The sequence below is a fragment of the Methanosaeta sp. UBA458 genome (assembly GCF_002496085.1).
Lineage (GTDB): Archaea > Halobacteriota > Methanosarcinia > Methanotrichales > Methanotrichaceae > Methanothrix > Methanothrix soehngenii.
Window position 1 is genome coordinate 1 of record NZ_DAIK01000166.1, and the last position, 13,481, is coordinate 13,481.

At 53.8% G+C, this 13,481-nt stretch carries 15 protein-coding genes; 7 read left to right on the forward strand and 8 right to left on the reverse strand.

Annotated features, from left to right (window positions below; genetic code table 11):
• Window positions 1–436 (reverse strand): mechanosensitive ion channel family protein (locus BP822_RS12130; protein ID WP_286878371.1); only part of this gene is annotated, 436 nt, incomplete at its 3' end.
• A gap of 324 nt (window positions 437–760) precedes the next feature.
• Between BP822_RS12130 and comD the strand changes: the two genes are divergently transcribed.
• Window positions 761–1,258, forward strand: a complete 498-nt coding sequence (gene comD, locus BP822_RS12135) for a sulfopyruvate decarboxylase subunit alpha (protein ID WP_286878372.1) — start codon at window positions 761–763, stop codon at window positions 1,256–1,258.
• The gene (gene comE / locus BP822_RS12140) at window positions 1,255–1,815 is read left to right on the forward strand and encodes a sulfopyruvate decarboxylase subunit beta (protein ID WP_286878373.1); all 561 of its coding nucleotides are present in this window, start codon (window positions 1,255–1,257) and stop codon (window positions 1,813–1,815) included. The genes comD and comE overlap by 4 nt, the downstream gene beginning before the upstream one ends.
• On the opposite strand, the gene BP822_RS12145 is transcribed toward comE, so the two are convergent.
• On the reverse strand, window positions 1,781–3,085 hold the full coding sequence (locus BP822_RS12145; RefSeq protein ID WP_286878374.1) for a methanogenesis marker 16 metalloprotein: 1,305 nt from the start codon (window positions 3,083–3,085) through the stop codon (window positions 1,781–1,783). The genes comE and BP822_RS12145 overlap by 35 nt on opposite strands.
• Window positions 3,086–3,407: 322 nt before the next feature.
• Between BP822_RS12145 and BP822_RS12150 the strand changes: the two genes are divergently transcribed.
• From BP822_RS12150 to BP822_RS12160, 3 genes are all read left to right on the forward strand, one after another.
• The gene (locus BP822_RS12150; RefSeq protein ID WP_052297612.1) at window positions 3,408–4,415 is read left to right on the forward strand and encodes an ABC transporter substrate-binding protein; all 1,008 of its coding nucleotides are present in this window, start codon (window positions 3,408–3,410) and stop codon (window positions 4,413–4,415) included.
• Between the two features lie 73 nt (window positions 4,416–4,488).
• Entirely contained in the window at window positions 4,489–5,211 is a 723-nt protein-coding gene (locus tag BP822_RS12155) for an ABC transporter permease (protein ID WP_013720223.1), read from the forward strand.
• Window positions 5,212–5,371: 160 nt separating this feature from the next.
• A complete protein-coding gene (locus tag BP822_RS12160) occupies window positions 5,372–6,562 on the forward strand; it encodes a methionine adenosyltransferase (protein WP_013720224.1) in 1,191 nt (396 codons plus the stop codon).
• A gap of 45 nt (window positions 6,563–6,607) precedes the next feature.
• Here BP822_RS12160 and BP822_RS12165 read toward each other — a convergent pair whose 3' ends face one another.
• On the reverse strand, window positions 6,608–7,459 hold the full coding sequence (locus BP822_RS12165) for an Mrp/NBP35 family ATP-binding protein (protein ID WP_013720225.1): 852 nt from the start codon (window positions 7,457–7,459) through the stop codon (window positions 6,608–6,610).
• Between the two features lie 28 nt (window positions 7,460–7,487).
• Window positions 7,488–8,396, reverse strand: coding sequence for a radical SAM protein (locus BP822_RS12170; protein WP_013720226.1), 909 nt, complete (start codon window positions 8,394–8,396; stop codon window positions 7,488–7,490).
• A 114-nt stretch (window positions 8,397–8,510) separates the two neighbouring features.
• Here BP822_RS12170 and BP822_RS12175 point away from each other — a divergent pair, with 114 nt between their 5' ends.
• The gene (locus BP822_RS12175; protein ID WP_286878375.1) at window positions 8,511–9,455 is read left to right on the forward strand and encodes a HEAT repeat domain-containing protein; all 945 of its coding nucleotides are present in this window, start codon (window positions 8,511–8,513) and stop codon (window positions 9,453–9,455) included.
• 21 nt (window positions 9,456–9,476) lie between these two features.
• On the opposite strand, the gene BP822_RS12180 is transcribed toward BP822_RS12175, so the two are convergent.
• Window positions 9,477–10,061, reverse strand: coding sequence for a YkgJ family cysteine cluster protein (locus BP822_RS12180; RefSeq protein WP_013720228.1), 585 nt, complete (start codon window positions 10,059–10,061; stop codon window positions 9,477–9,479).
• Window positions 10,062–10,118: 57 nt separating this feature from the next.
• On the opposite strand from BP822_RS12180, the gene engB reads away from it, so the two are divergent.
• A complete protein-coding gene (gene engB, locus BP822_RS12185) occupies window positions 10,119–10,688 on the forward strand; it encodes a GTP-binding protein EngB (protein ID WP_013720229.1) in 570 nt (189 codons plus the stop codon).
• Between the two features lie 17 nt (window positions 10,689–10,705).
• On the opposite strand, the gene BP822_RS12190 is transcribed toward engB, so the two are convergent.
• The 3 genes from BP822_RS12190 to BP822_RS12200 all read right to left on the reverse strand — a co-directional run.
• The gene (locus tag BP822_RS12190; protein ID WP_273270874.1) at window positions 10,706–11,611 is read right to left on the reverse strand and encodes a mechanosensitive ion channel family protein; all 906 of its coding nucleotides are present in this window, start codon (window positions 11,609–11,611) and stop codon (window positions 10,706–10,708) included.
• 62 nt (window positions 11,612–11,673) lie between these two features.
• Entirely contained in the window at window positions 11,674–12,879 is a 1,206-nt protein-coding gene (gene corA / locus BP822_RS12195; protein WP_286878376.1) for a magnesium/cobalt transporter CorA, read from the reverse strand.
• A gap of 56 nt (window positions 12,880–12,935) precedes the next feature.
• Window positions 12,936–13,481: NRAMP family divalent metal transporter (locus BP822_RS12200; RefSeq protein ID WP_286878377.1), on the reverse strand; the 546-nt coding region annotated here is incomplete at its 5' end.

The window sequence follows — 13,481 nt, forward strand, 5'->3', positions numbered from 1 at the left end:
GATTAGTTTTTCGAAACCCTCTCATGATAATTGTTCCCACGATCAATCCTACAAGTAACACCATGAGGCCAGCAACTACATGTGGAATGTACAGAACAATTCGATTGACCAGTTCAGAGAGCATCTTTATATTCAAGACATCCACGGCTGCAACTATTGATATAAGGTATACAAACCATCTCGCAATTAGGTCTAAAAGTCTTGAAGTAGTCATTTCAGATCTTCGAATGGCCTCCCCTAAAAATGTTTTATCCAATATATCGTCCAAACCCACGCTGTCCAGCAGTTTAACCACGATTTTGCCGAGTATACGTCCTCCAATCCATCCAATGATTAGTATCGCGATTGCAGCAATTATTATGGGACCATAACTAATTGCATATCCCACGTCATCTCTGAGTACGGATTGTAGCATTTCCACTGTTCCTTCATTCATGTTCTCACCTGATTTATCTTCGTGCAGAAAGATGTCAACACAGATAATACTGAGTTATCCGTGTATTTCAATATTTCGGTTTTTACAAAACATTGTAGAGTCCTAAAAGCTTGGCATTTATATACTCATGCACTTGGAAAGGATGAAATGGATTGGCCAATGCCGATGATATGATATAATCGATTGTGCCAGAGAGCTTGAAACAGCAGCGGATGCCATTTATCCTGCATCCTTGCAGTCTATTCCTTTCTGCTCTGAGGATAGCAGCATCCTCAAGCATGGCCGCAATAACCTTTTTCCCCCAGCAGCGCCAATGCAACAAATATGTCCCCCAGCCTCGCCATCTACCGCGGCCTGAAGCGTGCCGGGATAGACTTCGCCGCCTCCGTCCCCTGCGTCAACCTGCAAGAGCTCCTGACACTGCTGGACGAAGACCCGGATATCATCCACCTCCCCGCCACCCGTGAGGAGGAGGGGGTGGGCCTTTGCGCCGGTGCCTGGATGGGAGGACGAAGGCCGGCTCTGCTCATGCAGAACTCAGGATTGGGAAACTGCATCAATGCCCTGGCCTCGCTCGATATGCTCTACGGCATTCCTCTGCTCATAATCATCAGCCACCGCGGCGGCAAGGGCGAGCCGATAGTTGGCCAGGTGCCCATGGGCAGGCTAACCGTCCCCTTGCTGGATACCCTGGACATCCCCTATCAAGCCCCGGCAAGCGGAGAGGGTGAGGAGGCAGTAGTGGCATCCTGGGAAGAGGCCCAGGAAAAGCGTCATCCAGCAGCCGTTCTCCTGGACCTGGACTACTGGAGGCGAGCATGAAGCGTATAGAGGCCATCGCTTTAGCAGCCGAATCCGCCCAGGGGCAAAATGCCCTATTGATCTCGAATATCGGCTTTCCCAGCCGGGAGCTGTACTCCATCTGCGACCGGCAGGAGAACTTCTATATGCTCGGCTCCATGGGCATGGCCTCTTCCATCGGCCTGGGCCTGGCCCTGGCAAAGCCCAAGAGAAGGGTGATGGTCCTTGACGGCGACGGCTCAGTTCTCATGAACCTGGGGACCCTGGCCACCATTGCCCTTCACGGCCCGAAAAACCTTCTGCTGGTGATCCTGGACAACTGCTGCTACGGCTCCACAGGCTCGCAGCCCACCTGCACCTGCTACTGCACCGACCTTGCCGCCGTCGCCCGGGGGGCAGGGATCAGAGAGGTGGAGAACGTCGATGACATCGAGGGTCTGGCCCAGGTCCTCGAGGGACAGGGCGTGGTGGTGGCGAAGGTGGAGGCGGGCAATGCCATCGTCCCCATAATTGACCTTGGCCCAGAGCAGATAATCGAAAGGTTCACCCGATCCGCTCTATCGGCGGAGCCATCCTGAACGATCCTTCCAGAATCCTTCTTTTCAGCTCCCCGGATAGCTTCACAGCTCTGAGCCTGTCCGACTGGCGCAGGACCACCGGCACAGAGCGGACGCTTCCCGAAGAGGTCTTCATCCGCAACGCACCCAGGCGGCAGCGGAAGGCGCCGTTCGGACATTCGGTCACGCACAGGCCGCAATGAAAGCAGAGCGACCCATCCCGGATGGCCACCCGCGCCTCCTGATCGTAGCGGACGGCCCTCATGGGGCAGGCCCTCTCCACCAGACATTTTTTGCATCCCCTGCACCGCTGCGGATCAAACTCCACCTCTAGGTCCACGTCCTCCCAGACATCCCCATAATTGGCCTGGCCTATCACCGTCCGGGTGTTGATGTCATTTACCGGCAGGGCGATCTCCCGATCTCTGCGAGCGATCTCTTCTAGTATTGTGGGGCTGGTCACGGGGATGGGCACAGCCAACGAGCATATGCACTCCGGCCCCAGGCCGGTGACAAATCCGCCCATGTACTCCGCGGTCATATGATGCATATCAGCAAAACCGGATAGATTTGGTTTGTCGCGGCTGCTGCGGGTTCCTGTGCCAAGGACGTAGCCTTCTGCCCCATTGAGAAGAATGCGCGTCCCAATGCCAATCGTCTCCAGCAGGGGATCGCATTTCAGGGGATTGATCTGGCCGCAGCCGGAGAATGTGGCCCCCTGACAGTGAGGCTCAAAGCCCCGGGCATGAAAGATGGTCCTGACCGGCTGGTCGCCTGGATTGACAAAAGCGGAGTAGTTCTTGAAGGCATGGCGGGAGCCGAACATCCGAGCATGGGGCATATCCTCCAACCCCACCTCCGCCTGCAGCAATCCTCCCTCGTCCGTCTGGACCTCCACCTGAATCGTCTTTCCCTCCACCAGATCCCGAAATAGATGGCCTCCGCCGTAATCCGGCCGGTCGCGGCTGCAGGCAGTCCCGAATACGATCAGATCCAGTAGCCCCAGGTTCTCATTAGGACAGGGACCCACCTGGGCTGATATGCCGTTCAGCCAAACGTTTCTCGCCCTCTGGAAGGATCCCGGCTCGGCTACCGGAAAGGAGAGAATGGCATATGTCCCGCTCATCACCGCCCGGGTAGCGGTGGTTACCACGTCCACCTCTTCGAGGCTTGACCTATCCTCATCCTCCACCAGACGGGATACCTCTTCTGCGGTGAGGACAACCGCCTCGCTCCGCTCTATCCTCTCCAGTATTTCGGAGAATTCTTTTCCGACCACTATGCTTGCCATTCTTCACCTGCGCGACCTGCTCTGCCGCTCTCCTTGTCTGGCCTGCTCGCTTGGGATGCTCGAACGGAGTTCCTTGCATACCATACTATTTCATCATCCGCATTTCCCTTTCAATCTGCCGATTGTCCCCTCATTCTTTGGCCATTTTGTAGTATATGTCCACTCAGTTGTCCAGATGGGGAAATTGCTGTAGCATGACCGGAAAATGCTTTATACCGATCTTTCCCCAGATGACCATAAGTCGGTATAATCAAGGTACAGTTAGGTAGGCATAGGTAGACATAGACGGTTTAGGCAGGTTAGATAGGTATAGGTGATCGCATTGAGGAAATTCGTGTTGATAGCCACCCTGGCAGCAGTGGTGGTACTAACCTTGGGCTGCATATCCCCTCCTGAGAAGACCGAAAGCACTAATCTCACAGAGAATTCCGCAGGAATTACCACCCTGCGCATAGGCTACCAGCCCAGCACCCATCAGATTGCCGAGATGGTTGCCTCTGAGATGGGCTGGTGGGCGGAGGACCTTTCGCCCTTTGGCATAACTGAGATTAAAGAGTTTGAGTTTCCCACAGGAGTTCCGGAGATGCAGGCCATGGTCGCAGGAGAGCTGGATATTGCTTACGTCGGAACGGCTCCGCCCATTTCAGCCATAGCTGCTGGACTTCCGGCCAAGATAGTGGCCGCAGTCAACATCAAGGGTTCAGACCTGGTGGTCCGGCCAGACTTGGCCTACAGCGGACCGGAATCCCTGGAAGGCCTCTCCATAGGCACATTCCCGCCCGGGTCAATTCAGGACACTGTAATGAAGAAGTGGCTTACGGATAATGGAGTTGAAGTCTCAGAAGTGGATATCAAAGCCATGGACCCAGGACCTGCTATGAGCGCTCTATCCGCAGGCAGAATAGATGGAGTATTCCTTCCCCATCCAGCCCCATCCATTGTGGAACTGAACGGCAAGGGCAAGGTGGTGGTGGCATCAGGCGAGATGTGGCCTGACCATGCCTGCTGCAGTCTGGTGGTCACAGACAAGCTCATCCAAGAGCAGCCTGAACTGGTAGAGCAGATCATAAAGACCCATATAAAGGCGACAGAGTACATCAATACTCATCCGAAAGAGGCCGCAGAGATCTATTCCAGAAAAACCAATGCGAATATCACTGAAATTGAGCATTCCATTGAGAACTGGGACGGCGAGTGGGTCAGCGATCCAAATCTGCAAATACCCTCAACGGTAGAATATGCAAGAGTCGACTATGAGATGAAGTATACTCAAAGGGAGCTGACAGAGGAAGATCTCTTCGATACCAGCTTCTACGAGAGGGTGAGCTGAACTGAGAAAAGCTAGTGGGAGTAGGATCTCGCGTGTCCTGAGAGACCAGGGCATTCCTGTCCTTTCCATTTTTATGTTGATTGCTCTCTGGGAGACGGCAGCATTTCTCATTGATGACAGATTGATTCTGCCCAGCTTCTCCCAGGTTGTTTTTGCCTTTATGGAAAACTGGCGGTCTATTCTTTTGGATGACCTGCCAGTCAGCGCACTTCATTTCGCCATCGGCATGGCGGGCGGTCTTTTAATTGCCCTTCCCATTGGAATGATAATGGGATGGTTTAAGTTTCTGGACAGCATTTTTGATCCAATCGTGGAGATACTGCGCCCCATACCGCCACTGGCCTGGATCCCATTTGCCATCATCTGGTTTGGCATTACCAATACTGCAGCAGGATTTATCATATTCATAGGGGCTGTGTTTCCCATATTGACCAACACCTACATGGGCTTCAAGAGCCTTCCCCGGGTGTATGTCGAGTCAGCAAAGGTTCTGGGTGCAACCAAAGATCTCGATCTGATCAGGTATGTTGCTCTGCCCTACTCTCTGCCCTCCATTGCAGCAGGCATAAGGATTGCCATGGGAATTGCCTGGATGTGCCTTGTCGCCGCCGAGATGTTCGGGGTCAGCAAGAATGGCCTGGGATTCAAGATCTGGGACTCCTATGGCCACTACCGGATGGACGAGGTATTCATGTACATGATCGTCCTGGGTCTCCTGGGCCTGGCTATAGATCGTACCTTCCGCTATGTGGTGGAGGAGAGAATGCTCAAGTGGCAGGTGGGCCTGACTCAGTAGGCCAAAGAATCAGGGGAGAGGAAGCCACCTCCTCCATCTGGCCATTTGGGCTTATTTTCCAATTGGGCTGCAGTGCAAAGCATTAATATGACAGTGCACCTCTTTAATTTGTGGAACTGCCTTAAAAGCTTGTCAATGAAACGGCATTCGAGGAAATGACATGAAGAGAAACATCAAGGTTGAACGCCTCAATCAAAGGCCTTTGGAGCAGCAGGAGATAGAGCTGGTAGAGCGCAAGGGAATAGGCCATCCGGACAGCGTAGCAGATGGCCTCGCAGAGTCCATCAGTCGGGCTCTATGCCAGGAGTACCTTGATAGATTTGGAGCGGTGCTGCACCACAACACTGATAAAACCCAGATAGTGGCTGGAAGGTCTAAACCGGCATTTGGAGGCGGCGAGGTCATCTGCCCGCTGTATATTCTGCTCACCGGCAGGGCCACAAGGGTCTTCAAGGAGGAGGAGATCCCGGTGGACACCATTGCCATCAAAGCGGCGCGCAAGCTCCTTGTTGAGTCCCTCTCCAATTTGGATGTCAACAACCACGTCATCCTCGATGCGAAGATAGGGATGGGCTCCTCTGATCTGCGCGACGTCTTCGGTCGGAAGGTCCCCTCCGCCAATGATACCTCCTTTGGCGTTGGCTATGCCCCCCTCTCCCAGACGGAGAATATCGTCTATAACACTGAGCGAGAACTGATGAATCTCAAGAAGAGCATTCCCGCCATTGGCGAAGACATCAAGGTCATGGGCATGCGCCAGGGAGATGAAATCAACCTCACCATCGCCTGCGCCCTGGTGGACAGGTATGTGGCTAACATGAAAGAGTATGCAGACACGAAAAGGGAAATTGTCGAGCATGTGATTGATTTCGCCAAGCAGTTCACCTCCCGCAGGGTATTTGCCCAGATGAATGTGGCGGACAACATCGAAGAGGGATCGGTCTACATCACAGTCACTGGAACCTCAGCGGAGATGGGAGACGACGGTGCAGTGGGCCGGGGCAACCGGGCCAATGGCCTCATCACTCCCAACCGGCCCATGAGCCTGGAGGCGACCTGCGGAAAGAACCCCATCAACCACGTTGGAAAGATCTATAACCTCCTGTCCATCGAGGCAGCAAAACAGATCGCCGCCGAGGTCCAGGGAATCGAAGAGGTCTACATTAAGATCCTATCACAGATAGGAAAGCCCATCGACGAGCCCCATATCGCCAGCGTGCAGATCGTCCCCAAGGAAGGAGTGGACATAAAGTCATTGCAGGATGGGGCCACAGAGATTCTGGACGAGTGGCTGGGGAGTATACCAAAGCTGCAGCAGATGCTCTTCCGGGGAGAGCTCAGCACATACTGATCTCAACAAATTTTTTTAAAAAATAGTCTAGCCCCAAGGCAGTAGCTATCTCAGGATATTTTTCAGCCTCTCCACAATAAGGCGGAAGATATCTGCGGCAGGTGTATCTCCCTCCACGAAGGTCTGGCCGGCATCGCCCAGTGAGCAGACCTGGGGATCAATGGGAATGGATCCCAGAAATCTCACATTCATCTCCTCTGCCATTCTCTCCCCGCCGCCGCTCTGAAAGATATCGATCCGTTGATGGCAGTGGGGACACATAAGGCCCGCCATGTTCTCGATAATTCCAATAACAGGAAGCTTCATCGTCTTGACCATATTCACTGCTTTGCGGGAGTCAAGCAAAGAGACCTCCTGAGGAGTGGTGACAATTATCGCTCCAGCCAGGTCGGGGATGAGCTGCACCACGCTTAAAGGCTCGTCGCTGGTGCCTGGTGGGAGGTCTATGATCAGAAAATCGAGTTCTCCCCAGTCTACATCCTGGATGAACTGCTTGATGGCAGCCATCTTCATCGGCCCCCTCCACACCACGGGCGAGTCGGGGCTGGATAGAACTAGGGCCATGGAGGCTGCCTTGATGCCGCCGGCATCGGCAGGTCTTATCCCCTCCTCCCCCAGCACCAGACTACGATCCTCAATTCCCAGGAGCTTTGGAATATTGGGGCCGGTGATATCGGCGTCCAGAATGCCGACCTTAAATCCATCCAGCAAGAGGGCCCGGGCGAGGTTGACCGATACCGTGCTCTTGCCTACTCCACCCTTGCCGCTGGCGATGATGATATTATGTTTGATCTTGCTCCCCGGGTCAACTTCGCATGTGACTGCTTCGCCGCTATTCCGGCTGGGGCAGGTGCCCTGATGAGTGCATGTCTCGCAATTTTCATTATTCTCCGTCATCGAAAACCATCCATTTGAGGATTTTTAGTTATCCTCTGCCACGGCTTTTGCTTCCCAGAAAGCAGAGCTTTCCTCCTTCGATCCTTCTGGTGATCAGACCATCGTGCTCCAGGATCTTGCAGTATTTGATGGCATCGCTATCAGTAAGATCATGAAGGCGGCAGATCTCCTCCAGGGTAGAGGGCGAGCGGCATAAGCTGTCCAGGATTCTGTTGCGAATATCAACCGGGACCCTCCAGTCCCAGTCGGGAATCAGCTCAGCTCCTGGGAAGATCTCCAGCATCCGAACCATCTCCTCCTCGCTCAGGGGTCGGACCGGCTCTGCCGGAGTCCTGACCACGGTGTTCAGCTGAATTCTGTCCGGCTCAGTCGATTCCGCCGCTCGAGCTATGAGATCTGCCTCATGGTCATTGATCCCAGCCACCAGCATCACCTCCAGCCAGATCTCTCCCGAGTACTCCCGGCGAAACTCCTTGAGGCCTTGAATTATCTCCTCGATCTTCAGGCCCGGATCAGGCCGGTTTATCGCCTGGAAGGCAGCGGGAGAAGCGGCATCTAGGGAGGGAAGGACAATATCCGCTGCTGCAACCTCCTTTCGAACTGCAGGGCTGGTAAGAAGGGTGCTGTTTGTGATCACCGCCACTGGGCGGGAGACGGTCTCTTTAGCGAAGGCCACCACCCTTCCCAGATCCTGGCTCAACGTCGGCTCTCCCGAACCGGCAAACGTCAGGTAGTCGAAGGGCTCATTCCTCTTCTCCCTGATCTCCCCGAGCACCTTTTGCGGAGGTACAAACCGTCCCCGTCCGCAGGTCAGGCAATCGGTCCGGCCCAGCTCGCAGTAGATGCAGTCCAGATTGCAGGTCTTGTGCCTGAGCAGGTCCACCCCCATGGATAGCCCCAAGCGGCGGGAGAGCACAGGTCCGAATAGATATCCCATGTTTTCTGTTCCTGTCCAATGTCTGCCGAAGCAGCCCTTTAACGCTTAAACATTTGCATGCAATTGAATTCTATTTGCACAAAGCTTAATAGACTGCCATGCCCATGAATCGGCATGGACAAGGCTCATGAACTCATAAAGAAGCTCGGCCAGAGCGATGACTATTTTGAACGTCAGAAAGCGGCATGGGCCCTGGTAAACCTGGGTGACGAGGCGGTTGATGCCGTTGCTGAAGCCCTGGAGAAGGGCGAGTTCTCAGACCTGCGCTACAAGTCCGCCTGGATCCTGGGCAAGACAGGATCTGCCAGGGCGTTAAAGCCTCTCTGTTATGCCCTGCTCAGTGATCCGGATCATGTGGTTCGCGAGTGGAGCGCAGCCGCTATGGAGGCACTGGGCAATCAGGAGGCAGTACAGCCTCTGGTTTTGGCCATGAAAAGAGACGGCTCCAGGGATGTACGCTTGAGGGCGGCGATGGCCCTCCGCGCTTTAGAGGCAGCAGAGGCTTTCAGAGATCTTCTGAGCTATGACGATCCCGAGGTCCGGGGGATGGCCACCACCGGCCTCGCGAAGATCGGCTATGCTCAATCCCTGCCGGATGTGGCCCGGCTGATGACAGATGAGAGTGCGGAGGTTAGGCGAAGGGCGGCAGCCTACATGGGAGAGATAGCCAGCGAAGAGGGCATTGAACCCCTCACTCGTGCCCTGCAAGATGATGATGTGGATGTGCGCTGTGAGGCCTTAAAGTCCCTGGGAAAGATAAAAGGGGAGAGAGCCGCAGATCTAGCTCTTGCCGCTCTGCCGGATAAAGAATGGAAGGTGCGCTATACCGCCGTGACTGCCCTGGGGGAGATAGGCCACGACAAAGCCCTTGATGCTCTGATAGAGGTCATGTTCAGCCAGGACGACGAGGAGATAAGGGCCTGGGCCGCCTGGAGCCTGGGTGAGATCGGGGACAAGAGGGCGATAGAGCCGCTGCAAAAGGCTTACAAGACCTGCCCCACTGAGGTGATGAAGAGGGCTCGGGATTCGCTGGTGGAGGTGTTCGGAGAAGAGGTCTAGCTCCGACTTCACCATTGTTGTTCAGAGCTCATCCAGAACTCTCCTCAGATGCTCTTTGCTCCGCCTGATCTCCTCTGTGCTGGGGGAGTATCCCTCCTGCTCCCTTTGTACCTCTTCCATCGCCCGGGTTAAAATCTCCATAGTCTCCACTGACCCCGGACAGGACGGATTTACTACTACCTGATCGGAAGAGCCGTAGACCCCAAGGAATGGAAATATGCGGCAGGACCAGGGACGGGCAGCATAGATCTTGCAGCCGCCCGCCAATCGGTCATAGAACTTGCAGGGCAGGATGTGCTTGAAGTCCAGAACTCCGGGCTTTTTGGGATCGGGAATAGTGTACTTTTTCAGGGCCCTGTTCAGGGGGATTTTGAGATGCTTTGCCAGTTGTGCAGCATCCTCGGGCCGCAGGCGGATGGGGTCTCCGGTGGTGCAGCATGTCCCGCACCGCTGACACCGGAAAAGAATGTGGCAGGCCATGCGGGTATAATCTGCCGGGGTGTACTTCGGCTGATCGAACCGCGGGAAGACCTCTCCGTCGGGGAGCATCGTAGCCTTCAAGAGCAGAACTGCGACCTCTTTTGGATCCTTTTCCCCTTCCGTCATTTATGCTATTGTTCTCAGATAGGCATCCTTTTCAATCTTGCCCTTCCTCTTAATGCCATGTCCAAGGAAGTTGTCCTCATCGGCAGGTCCAACGTCGGCAAATCCACCTTATTCTGGGAGCTCACGGGAAAGAAGGTTCCGATCGGCAAGCGTCCTGGTATCACCCAGTACCCGTTCAAGACCAAGGTAGGCAACATCTTCTATGTGGATATGCCCGGCTATGGCTTTATGTTTAGAACCACCAAAGCCGACCAGGAGAAGACCAAAGATCTGATCGTCCATTATTTTGAAGAGCATGCCAGGGAGATTCTCCTGGCAGTGCAGGTAATTGACGCCGCATCTTTCCTGGACATAGCCGACCGCTGGGAGGGCCGGGGCGAGGTGCCGATGGAGATAGAGCTTTGGGAGTTTCTGGACGATTTAGGCCTGGACTCGGTCCTGGCAGCGAACAAGATGGACCGAATAGCCAAGCAGGACAGGGATGGAGCACTGGATCTGATCTGCGAGCGTCTGGGGATGCTCCCACCCTGGACTCAGTGGCAGGATCGGGTTGCTCCTATCAGCGCCAAACGCGGTCAGATCGAGCCCCTTCGAGCCGTCATCTCCAGAAAGGTGGCCGTAGCCTGACTGGGCATGATTGAGAGCTATATTCCCTGGGCCTCAAACTCCTTTATCACTGCTTCTCTGATCTCATTGCCCACCGCGCTGGCCACGTTTCTCCCCGGAACTGTCGCTTCCAGCCTGAGGACCAGCTCTCTGCTTTTGCAGCTCGAGAGCTGGACGCTCAATGGCCTGTCCTTTAAAACCTGAGAATGGCCGCGCGCCTTCTCCAGAATTATCTCCCTCGCTCGATCTATATCCGCTGCCTTCTCCAGATCGAAGTCAACCGACCAGGTTATTTCTTTTTCCCTGATCGTCCAGTTAATTACAGGTTCTGTGCTGATGATGCTGTTTGGAACAATGATTCTGCGGTTATCTGCGGTGCGAATCACCGTATGCCTCAGGGTCAAATCCTCGATCTGGCCATAATCGCCTCTGAAGTCCACCAGATCTCCCACCCGGAAGGGCTGGAATAGGGTGATGAATATCCCAGAGGTGAAGTTGGACAGGGAGTCCTTGGCCGCATAGCCTACAGCCAGGCCAAAGATCCCCGCTCCGGCGAGCATGGCAGTGGCGACCTTATGCAGCTGTGGAATTTGCAGTATAACCAGCATCAAGCCGACCAGATAAATGGTGGCGGAGGCGATCCTGCGGATCATGAGCTGCATGGTCTCGTCCATCCTCATCTCCGCCCGGTTTATGACTTTGGGGATATGAGTTCGTAGCATCTGATCTACGATTTCGGCCACAGCTCTGACCACAAATATTATAAAAATTATTACTATCAAGTTTACTATAATTGATACGGCATCTATCTCATGAATGGCATCTGCCAGCACCTGAATGGAGGCAAGATCTACATGCCTTCCGGCCATCAAATCCACCTTATACTGAATCTGGTCTGCTAAAAGCTGAGGATCGGCCAGACTCATCGCACGAGATAAGTCCATCGTTGAGGGGATGGAAAATGAATATTTAAAGCTTCTTCAAAACGATTTTTTTTAGGCATCCATCAGATCCATTTCTTCCGGTAGAAGTATGCCAGCATCACCGCCACCACCAGCAGCATCAGCACCAGGACTGCAGGATATCCATAGGGGTGCTCCAGCTCCGGCATGTGGGTGAAGTTCATGCCATAAAGCCCGGACAGGAAGGTCAGAGGGATGAATATGGTGGAGATGATGGTCAGGAGCTTGATCACCTCATTGAGCTTATTGCTCAGGCTGGATAGATAGGTCTCCAAAAGCGAAGCTGACATATCCCTGAATGTCTCTATGTTCTCGATCACCTGGATGGTATGGTCGTACACGTCCCTTAGGTAGATCCTGGTAGTTTCCGATATGAGGTGCGAGTCCATCCTCTGCATGCGGCTTATTGCCTCCCGGAGAGGCCAGACCGACTTTCGCAGAAAGAGCATGTCCCTTTTCAGATTGTAGATGGCGGGCAGGATTCCCGGCTCAGGATTGGAGACCACTGAGTCCTCCAGCTCCTCGAACCTATCGCCCAGCTTCTCCATGATCACAAAGTAGTGGTCGACGATCGAGTCGATCATGGAGTAGGCAAGGTAATCGGCACCCTGCTTTCTGATCCGGCCTTTGGACGTCCTCAGCCTCTCCCTGAGGGGCCGGAATATATCCACATCTTTTTCCTTAAATGATATTATAAAATTATTGCCAAAGATTATGCTCACCTGGTCCATGTCGATATTGAAGTCCCCTATCTCATCGTCATCCTCCGCTTCCTCATAGTAGAGCATCTTGAGGACGATGAATATGTAGTCCTCGTAATCCTCAACCTTGGGGCGCTGGTCGGTCAGAATGTCCTCTAGAACCAGGGGGTGCAATCCATAGCATGCTCCCAGCTTTTCCAGAGAATACACCTGCCGGGGACAGTCCACGTTGATCCATATCATATAGGGGCGGTCCCGGAATATCAGACAGTCCTCAACCTCATTGGTCTCCGTCTCTAGAAAGTGATTCTCATCGTACTCTATCACTGTAAACCTGGGCAGCTCTCGAGCCTGAACTTCGGGAGAAGTGGCCGACCCATTGGGAACTGGAACTGAATCCGAGTCTGAGGTCGGGATATCCGGCTCTTTTTCTGATTGGATTGAGGGCGATGCAGAAGGGGATCCAGCAGGCGAGGGCTTGATGGGAGTATCCGCGCCGCTATTGGATTGACGATCTGACGAATAATCCTCTTTTCCCGGTTCCTGCAAGATACTGCCTCCTATTTCCTCCGTTTGCTATATCTCTCTTCTGGGCACCTCTTAAATCATCCACCCAAAATGGGAAAGATGGTCGTCACCACCAAGAGAACAGTGAGGATGCTCATGATAATTGTTGTGCTCCAGGCGATCAGATTGAAGAGCTTTCCGTTGGTGTATTTTCCCATGATCTTTCTGTCATTAATCAGAATGAGGATGAAAAGCAGCACCATCGGCAGCAAAGATCCGTTAATCACCTCCGATAGGACCATTATCGCCAGCAGCGGAGCGTTGGGAATCAGTATGAAGATGGCACCGAAGGCGATCAGCAGGGTGAAGAGGAGGTAAAACTGTGGCGCATCCCCGAACCTCTTGTTCAGTCCGGAGTCCCAGCCCATCCCCTCACATAGGAAATAGGCTGTCGAGAGGGGCAGTATGGATGCGGCAAATAGGGAGGCATTGAGAAGTCCGAAGGCGAACAGCCATGCGGAGTATTCGCCAGCCAGAGGGAATAGAGCAAGAGCTGCGTCCTTCGCCGTCTCAATCCTTATTCCGCCCGCAAAGATGGTAGCGGCGCAGGTGAATATTATGAAATACGATACGACGTCAGTGAT